General features: G+C 42.6%; 18 protein-coding genes. 1 reads left to right on the top strand and 17 read right to left on the bottom strand.

The features are described from left to right. Positions 1-420: 420 nt before the first annotated feature. Complete coding sequence (locus tag GVJ38_RS10840; RefSeq protein WP_159723182.1) at positions 421-606, top strand: hypothetical protein; 186 nt, start codon at positions 421-423, stop codon at positions 604-606. 135 nt (positions 607-741) lie between these two features. Here the strand turns inward: GVJ38_RS10840 and GVJ38_RS10835 are convergent, their stop codons facing one another. The 17 genes from GVJ38_RS10835 to GVJ38_RS10760 all read right to left on the bottom strand — a co-directional run bounded on the left by GVJ38_RS10835 (position 742) and on the right by GVJ38_RS10760 (position 15,943). Beyond that, positions 742-1,749, bottom strand: a complete 1,008-nt coding sequence (locus GVJ38_RS10835; RefSeq protein WP_159723181.1) for an Abi family protein — start codon at positions 1,747-1,749, stop codon at positions 742-744. Positions 1,750-1,969: 220 nt separating this feature from the next. Then, positions 1,970-3,292 carry a GH25 family lysozyme gene (locus GVJ38_RS14400; RefSeq protein ID WP_200849495.1) on the bottom strand — a complete coding sequence of 441 codons (1,323 nt, stop codon included), beginning with the start codon at positions 3,290-3,292 and terminating at the stop codon, positions 1,970-1,972. Further along, entirely contained in the window at positions 3,292-3,567 is a 276-nt protein-coding gene (locus GVJ38_RS10825) for a phage holin (RefSeq protein WP_235032873.1), read from the bottom strand. Before GVJ38_RS10825 ends, GVJ38_RS14400 begins: the two co-directional genes overlap by 1 nt. Beyond that, entirely contained in the window at positions 3,542-3,928 is a 387-nt protein-coding gene (locus tag GVJ38_RS10820; protein ID WP_159723180.1) for a hypothetical protein, read from the bottom strand. Before GVJ38_RS10820 ends, GVJ38_RS10825 begins: the two co-directional genes overlap by 26 nt. Further along, entirely contained in the window at positions 3,915-4,301 is a 387-nt protein-coding gene (locus GVJ38_RS10815) for a hypothetical protein (RefSeq protein ID WP_159723179.1), read from the bottom strand. The genes GVJ38_RS10820 and GVJ38_RS10815 overlap by 14 nt, the downstream gene beginning before the upstream one ends. A gap of 61 nt (positions 4,302-4,362) precedes the next feature. Beyond that, entirely contained in the window at positions 4,363-4,524 is a 162-nt protein-coding gene (locus tag GVJ38_RS14195; protein ID WP_200849494.1) for a hypothetical protein, read from the bottom strand. 1 nt (position 4,525) lies between these two features. Continuing rightward, positions 4,526-4,837: a hypothetical protein gene (locus GVJ38_RS10810; RefSeq protein ID WP_159723178.1), complete on the bottom strand. Its 312-nt coding sequence runs from the start codon at positions 4,835-4,837 to the stop codon at positions 4,526-4,528. 16 nt (positions 4,838-4,853) lie between these two features. Beyond that, positions 4,854-7,781: a phage tail spike protein gene (locus tag GVJ38_RS10805; protein ID WP_159723177.1), complete on the bottom strand. Its 2,928-nt coding sequence runs from the start codon at positions 7,779-7,781 to the stop codon at positions 4,854-4,856. After that, a complete protein-coding gene (locus GVJ38_RS10800) occupies positions 7,781-9,196 on the bottom strand; it encodes a phage tail domain-containing protein (protein ID WP_159723176.1) in 1,416 nt (471 codons plus the stop codon). The genes GVJ38_RS10805 and GVJ38_RS10800 overlap by 1 nt, the downstream gene beginning before the upstream one ends. Further along, positions 9,196-13,341, bottom strand: coding sequence for a tape measure protein (locus GVJ38_RS10795; RefSeq protein ID WP_159723175.1), 4,146 nt, complete (start codon positions 13,339-13,341; stop codon positions 9,196-9,198). The genes GVJ38_RS10800 and GVJ38_RS10795 overlap by 1 nt, the downstream gene beginning before the upstream one ends. Positions 13,342-13,401: 60 nt before the next feature. Then, complete coding sequence (locus GVJ38_RS10790; RefSeq protein ID WP_159723174.1) at positions 13,402-13,584, bottom strand: hypothetical protein; 183 nt, start codon at positions 13,582-13,584, stop codon at positions 13,402-13,404. Positions 13,585-13,598: 14 nt separating this feature from the next. Continuing rightward, the gene (gene gpG, locus GVJ38_RS10785; RefSeq protein ID WP_159723173.1) at positions 13,599-13,913 is read right to left on the bottom strand and encodes a phage tail assembly chaperone G; all 315 of its coding nucleotides are present in this window, start codon (positions 13,911-13,913) and stop codon (positions 13,599-13,601) included. A gap of 68 nt (positions 13,914-13,981) precedes the next feature. After that, positions 13,982-14,593, bottom strand: coding sequence for a major tail protein (locus tag GVJ38_RS10780; RefSeq protein WP_159723172.1), 612 nt, complete (start codon positions 14,591-14,593; stop codon positions 13,982-13,984). A gap of 12 nt (positions 14,594-14,605) precedes the next feature. Continuing rightward, on the bottom strand, positions 14,606-14,986 hold the full coding sequence (locus GVJ38_RS10775; protein WP_159723171.1) for a hypothetical protein: 381 nt from the start codon (positions 14,984-14,986) through the stop codon (positions 14,606-14,608). Beyond that, complete coding sequence (locus tag GVJ38_RS10770; protein WP_159723170.1) at positions 14,983-15,312, bottom strand: HK97-gp10 family putative phage morphogenesis protein; 330 nt, start codon at positions 15,310-15,312, stop codon at positions 14,983-14,985. Before GVJ38_RS10770 ends, GVJ38_RS10775 begins: the two co-directional genes overlap by 4 nt. Further along, complete coding sequence (locus tag GVJ38_RS10765) at positions 15,309-15,623, bottom strand: hypothetical protein (protein ID WP_159723169.1); 315 nt, start codon at positions 15,621-15,623, stop codon at positions 15,309-15,311. Before GVJ38_RS10765 ends, GVJ38_RS10770 begins: the two co-directional genes overlap by 4 nt. Continuing rightward, positions 15,620-15,943: a phage head-tail connector protein gene (locus GVJ38_RS10760; RefSeq protein WP_159723168.1), complete on the bottom strand. Its 324-nt coding sequence runs from the start codon at positions 15,941-15,943 to the stop codon at positions 15,620-15,622. Before GVJ38_RS10760 ends, GVJ38_RS10765 begins: the two co-directional genes overlap by 4 nt.

The raw sequence follows: 15,943 nt of genomic DNA, 5'->3' as shown, positions 1-15,943 counted from the left end.
AGCAATCACTTGCGTAGACGCTAAAAAGGTCGCAAAAAAAATGCAAATTTATCTCACTTTTATTCTAATATCTATTGACTTATTTATGTATCCGATATATAATACAAATATAGAAAGGAGTTGAAGAAATGCTAAAAGATATAGAAATAGCCGTTAATATCGTTTCAGGAATCCTAATTGCCAGCTTAGCACTCAAGGATTTACTAAAAGATAAAAACGACTAACAACTGAGGGGCTAAGCCCCTCTCTATATCAATATAATAGCATGATTATTATGAAAAAGAAACTTCTGCTTATTTTGTTGCTAGTATTTGAATTGGTATCTGTTGCCTTATTTATTTTCGATCGAGCACCTGATCACTATACTTGGATCTTCTTAATTATCAATTCACTGTATATTTTGTATTGGAGGAAAGCGTAATGACTTCAAAGAAAACTTCTGAGGCACAATTAAAAGCCTCTCGTAAATGGCAAGAAAAGAATAAGGAACATATGAATTATATCCGCAAACGTTCTGCCGCTCGTGGATTTGTTAAGGTAGCAACACAAGAAGATTTAGAAGAACTAAAGCGATTAATTGCGGAGCAACAAAACAAGACTCTTTAGCGAGAGTCTTGTTTATTGATTTTTTGCAGCAAAAAATAATTTTCCCCTTTAAAGTACTGATTGGAAAAACAAAAATTATGATGGGCTTAAGCAGAGAGTTATGTAAGAAAAAACAGCAATCGCTAAGGTCTTTACTTATGCAATGGTATTGATGTCTAATCTTTTTTCCCATGATTCTGGGAATCCCATCATTTTTAAAAGCTCCTCAAAGGGTACGCATTTAAAACTTCCCTGGTACTTTCTGTGAATAGATTTTATTGCACAAATAAATTCTTTAAATTCCTTATTTTGGAGTACCAATTTAAGCAATGAAATTAAAACGAAAATATCTGTTTTAGAGTCTTTAGAAATATTTTTAAATTTAGAATTATCCACGTAATACTTATTGAATAAAGATAGCTTTATTTTCTTTTGAAGACAATAATTATACAAAACTTCATCGTGTGCACATACGTTTCTAAATAAATTTATACTTTTAATTATCATTTGCATTTCTTCAACATCAATTTTTTCTTTTGAATTATATGTTTCCTTGAATCTCTTACTAAAATCCTTACAAATCTTTTCTTTTAGATCCTTATCTAAAGCCAAAAACAGAAATTGTAATTCTCCAAAGGTTAGAAAATTAACAAGAACCCACAATGGTACATTTTCATGTTTGACTATATAATGTTTGATTGAATTATCATAAGATGCGTTTTTATTTTTATCTATCTTTTTCGAAAGATTTGAAATGTTTGTTAGGACATTTGATAAATCCCTAGTCTCTTGAGAGTAATTTTCAACACTTAAATAATCATATGGATTCCTATGTGCTTCGCAAAATCTATAAGCTACAAGTGTTTTTAATCTACTTTCAAAAATAATCACATATTTGAAGAAAAGGTTTTTTAGTTCGTTATCATATTTGTAAAGCGCAAACAATTCTGAAAACTTACAATTATCTAGAAACCTTTCTGGGACCAAAAAATTCCCATGTGGATCTTTTTTAATAAACGGCTTTTTGTACCCGTTTACGACAGAATAATAATTGTTGTTTAGCAACACATCATATGTATGACCCCTATTTTCAATTTTAAGTCCTCTAGAAATCAATCCATCTATTTGCTCATCGATTGTTTTAAATGGTCGATCATTTTTCAATTTGTCACCCCTAAAAAAAAATGCCTAGCCGCTGACGGCCTAGGCTAGATCTACAAGCACATTATCTAACACAATGAGCTAATAGTCAACACATATCCCTCAATATCTATTTTACTATTTTTTCGAACTTCACCCTGTTTTTCGCATAATATTCTCTAACATAAGGGGGATTTCACACACAAAAAAATCCCTCAACCGATTAAGGCTGAGGGGTTTCGTTTTATAAGAAGATTAAGCTGTCAGTAAATTTATAGTCTTTTGTTCCATCGCCGTTCCCATCTTTATCGTTAGTATAACGAGAAATGATATAGCTTTTCACGCCATCTAGCCCATCCGGTACTTTAACTGTGGTGGAAAATCGGCAAGTAGTTGCTTGTGCTACCTGACTTGAATAGTGTTTTGCTACGTCTTCAGACGGCTGGAAACTATCTTTTGAGACGTCCCATTTTTTCAATGGTTTGTTGGTGTCGGCATCCATCAGATACAACCAGTGTGCGTCTCCTGCTGTTTGACGAGTGTCTAAGTGCCAGCCAGTCAGTGTCAGCTCACGATCTTTATTTGGCTTGGTTTTATCCAAGTAACCATCACTAACTTTCGGCAGATTAAACTCATTTGAGAATTTTAGTTCCGCTTGGATCTCATCACCCTTGTTATCACTGGCACGGAACATCACGGTGAAGTTTTGGTCTTGTAATGCTTGCGGCGTACTCCCGCCAAAATCCACGCCGGCGTTGCCGACATCAGGACGATTGATCCATTTTCCCTTCACACGAGCCAGTTCTTTTCCTCCATTAAGGAAGAATAACCAAGGCGTCGTTTTTGATAAATCTTTGTCTTTTTCAGACATCCAGCCAGTTACATGGAAAGCACCCGTGTTGATGTTAGCGGTGTCCAAATGACCATCCACTGTTTTAACTGGCTTACCACCAGCGTAGGCGTTCCACGTATCAGCGTCACCGTAGAACACATTGGCATCAAGACGAGCGCCCCAACCACTTAAATAAGTATTCGAGCTGTATTGGAACATCGCAATGTTTGACCAATATGGCACGGCTGGCGGACTTGGTTGTAAGTACCCATTAATAGCATTATCTGCGCCATAAGCGGCAATCCACAAGCCATAATCAGCGTTCGCGATCGAGCTAAAGTTAAAACTGTTTAGGACGCCGGTATAAGTGTAAAAGAGCGGCTTAACCCCGGCTTCACTAGCTACGATATCTAGCCAGCGTTTTGCCCACGCCACATCATTTTTATTGTCCGATTCCCAGTCTAGGACTAAGACCGCTTTGCCGATGTAACCGCGGATATTGTCAAGGAAGAACCGAGCTTCTTGTTCTGCCGTTCCTTGAAAGCCGATCTCGTGGGCATAGTGGTAAATCCCTACTAGTTTACCGGCATTTACTGCGGATTGAAATTGTTCATCGCATGCTGGGTTTACGTATCCCATGCCGCCCGTTGCTTTGATTAAAACGAACTCTCCCGGTACGGCTGCCATATTGATTCCGCGCTGGTAACTTGCTACGTCGATACCATTCATTACCATTATTTATCGTCTCCTTTTCCATACATCATCGCTTGATCGCTATCTTTCAGCCCTGGCGTGGTCGGATCTTTTACTACTCCAATCAATGCCAGAATCAGAAACACGGTATTAATGACTTGTGTGATCTGCTCATTGATCAGCGTGTAATCCCAATTCACACCAAAGACGGCTAAAATTTGTTGGATCAATAAAAAAATCAGCCCGATTAGGCTGATCACAAACGTTTTATCTTGGAAACGTACTTTCCAATTAATTTTTGCTAGAATCTCTTTCACTACTTGCCCCTCCTAACTTCTCAACCCCATCTGAGAGTTCTTTGACTTTCTCATCAAGCTGATCAACTTGACTGGCTAACCGAACATTTTCCGTTTTAAGCAAATGATTTTCACGTTCTAGATCAGTGTTGCGAGCCTTGACTTGATCAATGATGGCCAATAATTCTGCTTTTTCTTTTTGTAGTGCCGCGCGCTCTTCCCGATAGTCATCAATGATGGCACGCACCTCTTTGGTGTAGATAGACTCCACCGGACTATCGGCTTCCGCTTTTTTGCCGCGAAACGTGAAGTAACTCGTTAACGCTCCGCCTAACATTGAGATGAACGCAACAAGCAGCTCTTTTCCATTATTCGGATTCATGGACGCGTGTCGCCTCCTTATACGCCGTGCCCAGCACATTGATGAATGCGGCTAGCGAAAAGATCCATGATAAATTGTGGAACCCCGCCAATGCGCGTAGGGCAAACGACGCAAAAAACATCGCGTACACACTTCCATTCAAAATCAACGCAACACGGCGAACAATTGGTGAGTTTAACCAAATTCCTACCCCAGTTAAACCGCCGATCCCCACAAGAATTAAACCGCCTAGTGGGGAGTCGAACCAGTCAAATAGCTCACTATACGTATAAACCTGATCTAAATAGCCTCGATGTGTGGCAAGGTAGGCTCCTAACGCGGCGGTCATTAATCCTAAAACTAGGAAGGTCCAATTTTTTATGATCGTTTTCATGCCACCACCTCTTATCATTTAAAAAAGCGACCGGCTAGAAAACCGATCGCTACTGCACTGATTATTCTGCCGGCGTTTCGCCAGCGGGCTTTGACTGTGCTTCCTCGACAATCTTTTGCACGTTTGGCCGCAATACTGCTGGCACTGATTCAAGCGTACGTCCCCCATTTTCAACGCCCTTTAATACATAGGTTGCAAATAACATTTCCAAGTCTGAATACATTTTATTTTTCCTCCTTTTTACTTAATACCATCGCGGCAAGATCCATGATGGCCCCTTCGGATTGTGCCACACGAGCTTTTAACGCTTCATTTTCTTTTAAGAGTAGCGTATTCAACGCATGCTCGTCTTCAACCCATTTGCCTGTCTCGAAATTAAACCGTGGAAATCGCAAGCTGGGATCAGGACCAAATGGAATATAATTCCCTGGCATGGACATTCCTTTTTGGATTTGCCATTTTTGATACCACTTTCCATCCTTGTCAGGCTTAGTGAAGGGTTCATAGGCTGTTACCAGTTCAATTGTGTCTGCCATTATTACACTCTCCTTTTTATTTTGGAATATAGGTTAAGATCGCACCCGCACGTTCTGCACCTTTAGACTCAATAACTACCTGTCCATCTGTCCGCAATGATAACTCGATTGCGACTCCATAAACGGACCCTAAGAAGTATATCGTTTCAGACGGCGCATAGGTTGCTGGCATGAGTGCAATTGCAATGCCATAACGGTTGTTAATCGCTCCAACACCTATACGCGCCTCGACTCGACCAGCACGTTTACGCCATTTTGCAGACCCATTACATCCATTCGCAAGCGTCATATTGTGCCAACCCGTGTCTTCTACATTGTCGTAGTTTAGAGATGCTTTATTACCATTCTGGGTGAAGTTGATCGTTTTGTTATAGATTTCTAACTTGTTTGCAGCATATGTGTTTCCCAAACGAATAGACCCTGAGTGCAATGCAAGCGAATTATTCTCAATGCTCGTATTATCAATGATGTCAATTCGACCGGATGTCATAGTCGCCACAACTCCGTAGGTGTCTTTAGTCGAAATTTCGCCCCTATCTAAATCTACAGTAGTATTACCATTTTTTGAGACTAATTTTCCTGCCGTAAGAACACCCATATTAGCCGCAATAACATCTAACGTATCCGCTTGAATGTTCTCAGCACTAAAGTTAAACAGCACCCACTTGACACCAGTCCAGCGATAGATCGTATTGATGATATACCCTGCTAGATTACCTGTACACTTCCAAAGCATGTTTGGAAACGGATTGGACGGAATCGTCGCAGACTCTGTTACCCCAGTCGGCTCACCTTGTGTACCATCACGGACTTTGATTACGGTCACACTGTCCGAGTAGCCCGCCACAGTTGCGGTGATCGTGATGCTTGTCCAAGATTTATATTCCCACTGATTACTGGTAAGGGTCTTCTTGCTACCTTGACCGCCTAACGTGATGGCAGGTTGCGGGTTAGTGCCGATGTATGGGATTGCGAGCCACGCTGCTTGTCCGACTAAGTTTTGTAGTGCCAACTCAAACGTGATCGTCTGCAAGCTCGTAGGATCGTTTGTATCTGTAAAACTCATGACTTGACCGCTCGCTACGATTCGAATGCTTTTTGCATCCGCGCCACTAGCGCCCATTTTACTGACGGAGTACGCCGTTGTGGTGGTGTTGTCGCTATAGATCGTGATCGTACGTGTCCACAGATATTCGTTTGGTTTGGTATCAGGGATCGTGTCGGTCCAGCCAGTCTTCGGTGCTTCAGTTCCACTTGTGCTAGCACAATATGTGACCTCAGTATCTCGGATCCCTTTACCGTCCGACCCATCATCGCCACTGTACGAGATATCGTAGGAAATGGACTCTGAACCATCGTTCATCGTAAAGACGATTTTCTTCCATAGATACTTGCCTTTTTCTAGCGGCGGGATCGTATCTTGCCAGTTCGTAGGCAATACTTTATCGCTGTCACTGAGAGCATAATAATAATCGATCGTCTTCACACCTTCACCATCTCGCACGTTCATCACGGTTAACTCTGCGCCGCCGCGATTCTTCCCTTGTGGGTCGATCGTTTCGTAACGATAAACAGCTGAGTCGACGAAATCTTTGGCCGTGACGGTGATCGTCTTGCCTGATTTAAGCGGCTCAGCATTTTTAAACCAATTGATTTTCAACGTGTCCGTAACATCTTCGGTCCCGTTTAGGACTCGCGCAGTTAAATCGGTCGTTCCATCATCTGCTTTGAACACTGTCCCGTTAGTGGTCGTGATCTCACAGTTGTATTGCTTGTTCTGATTGATCAACTCTTGCATTTGATCCAGCAAACTCTTGTCGATCTCAGATAGCAGCTCTTTGTAATTGGTAAAGACTGTCTTGTTCTTGCTTGGATCGGTCCAACAAATTTCCTGTTCCGCAACACGCGCTTCTAGCAGCAGGGTTGGTGTATAACCTTCATCAACTAGCCGGACCGTATCGCCTAAATCGAGATCAAAATAACCGGCAACCGTGTAATTGACGACAGGCTGACAGAGTTCTTTCAGCCGTGCCAGCCCTTGTCCTTTCAGCACCGCTTTATCGGCGGTTTCATACGTCCACGTCGTCCCGATATAACGGTCTTCACGATTGATCGCAAAGTTGTTACTTGGGAAGCGATCACGAGCTTGCGGCGCGTAGATCCAGCCTGATCCGTCGATCATTTGAAAAAGAATGTTACCTTGTTCATCTTTTTCTTCCAACTTCTCGCCGATCAAATTTAAGCCATCTTTCCCAATTGGACGGATCGCTGTTTTGATGTTCGTGATATCCACATCTTTTTCGATCGTTTCAATATTCTTCCCGTATTCCAGTTTGACTTCGGGACGGTACTGCCCGATCCCTTGGTCTTTCTCACTTTCCTTCTTATAAATATTGATCCGTAAATCTTTTGTGGTGTAGTTATCATAGAGGACTGTTTCAAACTCGATCTCCGCATCAAACTTATTGGCCAAGCTCAACATTCGCGCTAGTAACGTGCTAGTGCCATCCCAGCTCAACTTACGTTTACGATCCGCGATCTCGTTGAAACCAATAAAAATGGTCGTCTCTTCATCGAATACGCGCATGTAATCAATGAATGCCATTTCCTTATCAGCCGCATACGCATCGACTTCGGTGTTGTTTGCCTCGAGCGACACACCCAGTGCCATCACCTTAAGCTGTTTTTCGTTCTCCGTGATCTTCATGATCGTTAAGCTGTAGTCTTTGCCACGATAGCGAAACGCTAACTTATAGCCTTCTTGAATCAACTCAGCGTCCGATGTGCTTTTTAAGATCGTTGCTTCAAACGTACAAGCCGTGCCGGTCAAGTAAGTGTGAAAGACTTCATCTCGATAGTGCAACGCTTTAGGACGTGTATTATCTAGGATCGTTTGAAAGCCTTCATTTTGATCGAGAACGGTAACCTTAGGCGTATCTGCCATTACAACCACCCCTCTTTGATCTCAGCCTGAATCTCCGGCGGCTTGGAAAAGTCCGAGTAGAAGAATTGGATCTCCGTCTCGCCGGGCGGTGCTAGAAACCATTTCGAACCCAATGTGTCTGCAATCCGCGTCCGATTGTGGTAAATGTTCCCCGTATCGCCTTCGATCACAAGCTGATCCCCCATTTGAAAAGAGTTTGGGATCCCCGTTGGGTCTGCCGTAAAATGTTTTTGAAAATGGAGATAATCAAACCCCATCACAAAGACATAGGGGCGTTCTTCCATTTGCCCTGCGAACAGCGTTACATTGGTAAACTTCACGCCTTCTAAGCTTTTTACAATATACGTGACCGTTCGATTCTTAAAGCGAAACGTCACTTTTTCTCCGAACTTCTCGATTCGAATGTCTCCGGCATCTTTACTGACTAGGTCATTTGCGCCGGTATCAAAGTCGATGTGGGCGTAGGTCTCACCATTGTACAATCGGACTTTAGCGTTGTTGCCGTCTAAGCCCTTATCGATCGCAAAACCTAACCAACGTTCACCGGCATCGGTGGAGACGATACACTGTAATAAACCTTGTTCGTTACCGGCAGTATTCAAGAACCACACCCGCGTGTCTAACGTGAAGTGTTCTGCGCCTAGCTCGCCGAGTGAGTCTTTATTGATCTTGCGGTTTTTAGATGTCCCGTGCCAACCTTTGACGGGTCCACCAAAATATTGTCCATGCAACAAGTCGCGACCCCAAAAATTCATTTCAGCCCAATTCCCAAACACTGGGAAGTTTTCAGTGAGCTTCCCGGTGTTCTCTTTCCAGTTGTTCGTAAAGCTGCCATCGCCGACTTTATCCGCGATCAGCATTTCTGATTGTTTGTGCTGGCTAACATTCCCGATCTGAGCAGTCCCGTGTTGACTGACTACACCGATATACCCATTGTCACTCGTGTTTTTAATTCGATAACTGATGGGCACTGCGACGGTTCCATCATTGATTACCGTCGCGGTCAAGATGTCTTGGTCGCCTTTTTTCTTCATGGCAGCGGGGAAGATCCGTGTTTCGTCATTCATCGCATAAAGACTTGATAAATTAAACGTGATCCCAACTTCAACTTGCAATCGGTTCTCCATTTTCCGCACGAAACTAGCTTCCTCATCCACTGCCGCCATCCAATAGCGATTAGGAAAGATCGAGATTTTCAGTTTATCCTCGTTCCCATGAAAAACGCCACGTGCAAGCTCGTCACGAGCGTTAATAAAATCATCTGTTTCCATTAGAAATTTAAAGCTAAAACTTTTTTCTTTTTCTGCTTCACCGGGCTTCGGCAGGCTCATCAGAGAAAAGTCTGGAAACTCGATCAGATCCATATTGCTTGTTAAATTGTAATTTCCGTATGTGATCTTAATATCTGACTGCACTAGCCTTCACCTCGTATCTTACTTTGAATTAATGCTTTTGCAGCATTTTCTGTTTCAACTACACTGGCAACTTCGCGGCCATTCATTTCCATCTTGAGATTTTTCAGATCGTCACTGAAACCAGTCATGATCTCAATTAATTGATCCAACCGACTGTTTGTTTCCGACATATCAGCGCCAGCATTATTGATCGTTGTCGTCGATCCAGTTCCACCTAAATACGCTAACACTTGCGCCATGAGCTCCATTGCGCGCGTACGCTGGGTAAGCGGGATCACCATTTCAGGCTTGTTCCCTTCACCAGCTCGGTAAAGACCATCGCGTGTAATTAAACCGCCATTTTCAAAACGGCGAGGTCCAATCGGGCCCCATCCGGTTTTTCCTGATGCTACTTGTGCTTGCCAGTTACTGATAGCGCGTCTCCAGTTACGATCATTGAAAAATGCTAATAGCTGATGATAGCCGTTGTGGATGTTACCGTAACCTCTTACAGCATAGCTTCTGAACGTGGAAGGAACATATTGCAACAACCCTTGTGCCCAGTTACCTGTTGCTGCATTTACATCCCATACGCCTGCTCCCTGTTGAACATTTTCACGTCCACTAGATTCCATTTGAATCAGTGCCAAAATATTATTCAAATCACGAGGGCTAATCTTCTCTTTCATTTGTGCTGCGGCTTTTTTAATTTGTGCCGTCCAATTTTTTCCTACTGAACCCGAAACACCGCCAAAGTTATGGCTCTCATGTCCTGCTTGATAAATATCACCCGCACCCATAAGTCCAGATATGTGAATGTGGTTATCGTGGTCATGCGATCCCCACGGAGTAGGCTTCCCACTTGTACCGCCTCTCGTGTAACCCATACGATCCCGTACAATACCATTTGTAATAACGTAACCGACTTCTTTTGGAAACTTATCAAATGCCCAGTTTGCTGCTTCAGTATATAAAGGTGTGCCTACTCCACCATTCGCAATGTCAATCGCTTGACGTTTTCCGTGATGATGTTCATCACCAGGGCGATAACCTGACGTGATTTGTAACCCGCTTCCAAATTTCCGTATAACCTTCTCCGCTACTTCTACGAGGTAAGCATACACACCATTTGCGGCGATTGAGCCATCAAACGTGCCGCCTCCATACTCATCAAACAAACCTTGAACCCACGTTACCATGGCATCGGTAGACTTTTTGACTAAGCCTTGTCCTGCATTCAGCGGGAAGCCTTTCATTCCAGTCAAATTGACCACACTTTTCAGAACTTTATCAACTAACGCTTTTGGATCATCAAAGAAGTCAAAAATGTCTTCGACTCCATCTACAACGGCGTTCACCGCACCTTTTGCCATTTCAGCTAGGGATCCGAAAAGTCCAGTTCCTTTTTCATAGCGGAACGTTGGACGTTTACGACCAGTAGCTTCGGCCGTTTCCTCAGCAGACAGAACGTGCATTCCTCTTGGTGCTGCTGGAATCATCACATTTTTCCCTCGTGGGATAAATGCATTCCCATTTGGCATGATTACCATTTCGGCACCACGACCATCGTTAACTAGCGCATTACCGCCGGGATGGCCTTTAGTCGGTGTACCTTTGGCATAACTCCATTCAGGTAATTTATCTGCACCAAATTTTTCTAGGACCCAGTTTGCACCGCCGATGATTTGATTCACTGGTTTCTTCACGACTTTTACTACCGCGCCGAACATATCTGAAAAGGCATTTTTAACAACGCTCGCTCCAGCTTTTATGCCATCCGCGATTCTGCCAGGCAAGGCAGCCATTTTTCCAACAATATTTTCAATACTGGAAGAGAAAAGTCCTTTGATACTCTCCCATAAACTAATAATCCTATTGATCATGTTGTCTCTTAAACTGGTAATGTGAGTACCGATATTCACGACCCAATTCCTGATACCTTCTAAGCTTGCTCTAATTCCGTCATCAAAAAAAGTTTTAACAGAACCCCACAATCCGCGGACCATTTCCACGAACGAAAGTCTTAAGTTACTAATTCGTCCAAGTAGGCTTGTGACCCAACCAACTATGAGATTATCAATGCTACTAACGCCGCTCCTGAAAAAAGTTTGGACGCTAGTCCATAAATTTTGTATCGAGGTTTTAAAACCATTGACTAGCCCACCGACACCATCGAGCATTCGTTTGAATAGCATGATCTGGACAAAATTCCAAATTGCCTCTACGGCACCAAAAAAGAGTTGTTTCACGCCTTCCCACATTTTAGAAAAGTCACCAGTAAAGATACCGGTAAAGATTTTAACAGCACCTTGAATAGCATTTAATAAGCCTTTCGTAAGACCAATAAGATTTCCGATAAAACCTGAGACAAGCTGCATTACGATTGAAATAACAGGCTGAATAAAGGTAAAGAAGTTACGTATTGCTTCTAGGATCTGTTTCCCGTTTTCATTCCAAAACTTAGTCATAGAACTCCCAATTTCGCCTAGCGCGGTAGAAATTTGACTAATAATTGGCATTATATAAGGTGCTAAAGAAGAAATAACCCCCTTAATTACTTCCGACGCTACGGAAAACAAGCCTTTGAAATTGTCTACGAATCCGGTCATGTATGATTTAATTTGATTAATTATCCCTTCGATCTGGGCAACAGTTTCTGGCTGTAATCCCATCTTATAAATAAAAGATGAATCATTATTTGAAAAACCATCCCAGATACCAAGAACCACTTTTTTGACCCTGCCGACATTTTCGATGATGGTCTGCGCAACTTCTGGGGGTAAAATGTGTCTTAACAGATCGAATCCTTTTAATTGCTCCGTAGCATTGTTACTAAACATACCTAATAAATCTTTAAAGGCATCTTGCAACGGTTTAATAGCATCCACTGCTGCTTGAGCGCCAGGTTTAATCATTTTTGTCAGGTTATCCACGCCATTAGTGATTCCATCAATGAATGTCGTAATATTTCCTTTTCCTAAAGCGCCCATGAGTTCGTTGATCATGTTTACAACGCCAGCTTGTAAATTGCCTACAGCACCCTCAATTGTTTTAGTTGAACTAGATGCCTTTTTCGCAACATCTGTCATACCTAGGTTCATGAATGCTTGACTCATTTCGTCCGCGGAAATCTCGCCTTCTTCCATTGCCGCACGGAAGTCGCCACTAGTGTAAGCCCCCATTTCTTTAAGTGCTGCTTGAATTTTCCCGGAAGCACCAGGGATCGCATCCGAAATCTGATTGAAGTTTTCAGTTGTCAGCTTACCGGTCCCAATTGTCTGAGTCATAGCTGTAGCAACTGATTTAAAGGTTTCGGCGTTACCACCAGATACCGCGTTGACGTTTCCGATTGCTTGCGTTAAACCGTTGAAATCTTCTACGCCATTCGCCGCTAACTGGGCTGTTGTGTTCATTACGTCGCCCAGCTCATAGACAGTCTGATCGGCATAATCTTTCATGATTTTTTGTGATTCTTTAATTTTAGAATTATCAATTTCAGCAAATTGCATGGTTTGAGTAAATTTATCCATTGAGTCGGATGCTTCAAACGCTTCATCTTTTAAGTTCATTACGCTATCAACGACACGGCCAACGATATTTGAAGCCGCCCCTGCTGCCGCTCCTGCAGCTAAAGCAGGTTTAGTAAGGGAGCTAGTCAATTTAGATCCTATCCGACTCAACCCTGAGCTAAATCGACCAATATCATTACCAGCTTCAGAAGCTTGGTTTCCCATATTTCTAAAACTATTGCCGGCCTTAGTTGAATCGGAATTTAGCTGATCAATCTGATTTTGAGCGCGGTTGATTTCACCAGTGTAAGATTTAATCTGACTCTGAGCACCTTTATAAGCAGACTCCGATTGACTTAGCGCAGCCCGTTGCTTAGCAGTCGCATCGGCGTTGCCTTCTACCTCACTTTTCAGCTTTTGATAATTCCGTTTTAATTCTGGTAACTCGTTGTTCAAACCTTGTAACTTTTTTTGGTAGTTATCCTGCTGAGCCGCCAAGCCCTTTAAGCTGGCATTTACATCATCAACTGCTAAAAATGATTTTTTAAACCCAGACATACTTTTTTCAACGCTACCAGTCAAATTTTTCATACTGCTTGTGTAGCTAGACGCATCTAACCCAAGTGATATGCTATAACTTGCGACATTTTCAGCCATTTACTGACCTCCTTTATCACAAAAAAAACGGTAGCGGGTATCAGCCCACTGCCGTACCTACTACCGTTTTCGTTGTTTTTGTTTCATGTAATCGACTAAATCGATCCGTTGTTCTTTCTGTTTTGCTTTGCGCGGTTTAGAGAACACAACTTTTGTTAAAGTGTTCCAATCGGCATCCTCGATATCATTGAGAGTCCAGCCATTTTTTACCAACTCTTGGCACATCGCATAATAATTGTTCAACTCATCATCGAGATTTAATTGTCGTCCTTTTTTCCCGAGTCTGGCTTCACCTTTTCTCCCATCACGGCACTCATGATCGTTTCCAGCGCCGTAGTAAAGTCATCCGATTGCAAGCCATCATAAATTGCATCGGGAGTAACTTCAGGATTATTAAATAGATCTGCAATAAAATCGACCATTAAATCTAATCGCTCAACTTCATCGGATGTTTCATTTTGTTTTTTTGTCATTTCCAAGGCTTCACGTAATTTCCGGGCTGGAACACGATCAACCACATACCGTTTGAATGATCCGTCTGCTTGCTGTAATTCTAATTTTAAATTTGCCATTGTAGTTTCTCCTCATGCTTTTATTTTTTAGGTTAATTCAACTGTGGCTCCGTCGACTGTGGGTGCCACTACGCCGACGGTTGGGATTTTGGGGCTGCCGATCCCGCCTTGCGGAACAATTTATCTTCTAAGACTTTAGCGTCTTCAGGAGAACCGTAGAACTCAAGCATGACTTTTCCTTTAGTCTCATCTTTTTGTTTCGATGAAATGGCAGAAAATCCGTATTCGATGCCTTCAGGTTCAAAATCTTCTCCATCTTCCAAGCTCTTCATGCTTGCTTCATTCTTAGAAAAGCGAACCATTGGGAAGCCAAAAATGGCAACATCACCTTGGTCATCTTTTGATTCAAAGGTTGCTGCAGCGTAAGGTGGTTCCGTATCATCCCCGATTGCGTAGGCTTTTAGCGTTTCTAGCATTTCCTTACCTAGCATTCGAGCTTCTGCTTCAACAGGTAAATCCAAAGCTGTCACAGTTCCGCTTACATCACCGGTCCCTTTTTGGCTAATGTAGTAAGCGATATCTGACCCTGAAACTTTTGTAGGATCTTTCGACAAGCCTTCAACACTCAGCTCTTGCGTTGCACCTTCATTTTCATTCCCTTCGACTACGATTAATTCGCCATCGGGTTTCCCATCTTTATCAAAAGTTTGAACTTTCATTCGTTTAAATCCAATTAACATATCTTCTACCTCCTAATAATCTGTTTTGTATAGTGGTGATCGGCCTTGATAGATACGGCCATCAATAAAATTTCCGCTGTCGGGATTTTGCTCATCCATTCCACCAGATAACTGATAAAACCCAAACTCATTCATGATCTGGTTGACCGCTTTTTGAATTGTACGGACTTCTTTAAATCGCTGAGACTGGGCTACGATCTGATAAACAAACTCCTTACGATTCGGGTGATCTGATCCATAAACGACATCAAGTGGTGCATCAAGTGGTCGAATGAGTAGTGACGGTTTGTAAATATCAATCGTCTTTGGATAGTTGTAGCTGGTGATTCGGTTCTCACACAAGGTTAAGATCGTTGGATCGTGGTTGAACCGATCGATTAATTGGTTGATCATCGCTTCTTCATCGCCTTTCTGATGTCGATTTGGAATTGTTTTTTCTGAGCTTGCAGCGCACGGTACATAAAATACTGGGCATCCATGAACCGAGTCCCCAACTCAACGTATTTTGCATACTCTGCATAAGCGCGCGTACCTGCTTCAAGACCATTTGCGGCCATGTAAAAAATGAGTGATCGCCGCAGATAACTCGTTCGAACGGGTGCATTACGTTGTGCAGCTTCGTTCATTTCCACTGCGTTTTGTTTCAGCACGTTCGTGAAGATCTTTGGATCACTCATTTTCTTTAGTGTTTTATTATCACCAGTAAGTTTTACACTCATTTGATCACCGCATTCATGACAAATGCTTTCCTGTTTTGGGCATTTAAAAAACGGGAAAACTCATACCGTTCCCCGTTGTACTCAATATATTCGAATGTATCTGGAAGTGTGGTTAGCGGTTGCAACCGAACGATCTTGCTTCGTCGTGCGATCTCTCCTAAATCTTCACGAATCACATCGATGCCGGAATCCGTTACATTAGCCGTCAGCTTATGGATGGTTGCTACACCATCTACCCATTCTCCCGATTGTGTGTCATGATGCGCGCCTTGGCTAGCAGCGACAAAGCTTACTTCATCGGTATACCTCATAGCAACCGCACCTTTCCATAACCGCCGCTATCATCTTGTGCCTTTTTCCAATCTTCAATTTCAGCTTGGTATTCATTGAAATCAGAGTCCGGAAACGTAATAGACAGCCCTTCTTGCGAGTAAGACTGCATTCCTTCATTCCCGATTCGATTGAAACGCTTCAATGTAATCTCGTAACTGATATGTTCTAGCTCGGTCGGGATTGAGGAAACAGCAAGCATCGCGCACAATCGTTCATTGGTACGACGTTCGATCACTTCCAGCTTTTCATCGACGGTACCAGACAAAAGTTTCTTTACATCCTCAGTGATGCTTACCAT

Source organism: Enterococcus sp. CSURQ0835 (assembly GCF_902706605.1).
GTDB lineage: Bacteria > Bacillota > Bacilli > Lactobacillales > Enterococcaceae > Enterococcus_A.
This window is presented reverse-complemented; position numbering and strand designations above follow the sequence as displayed.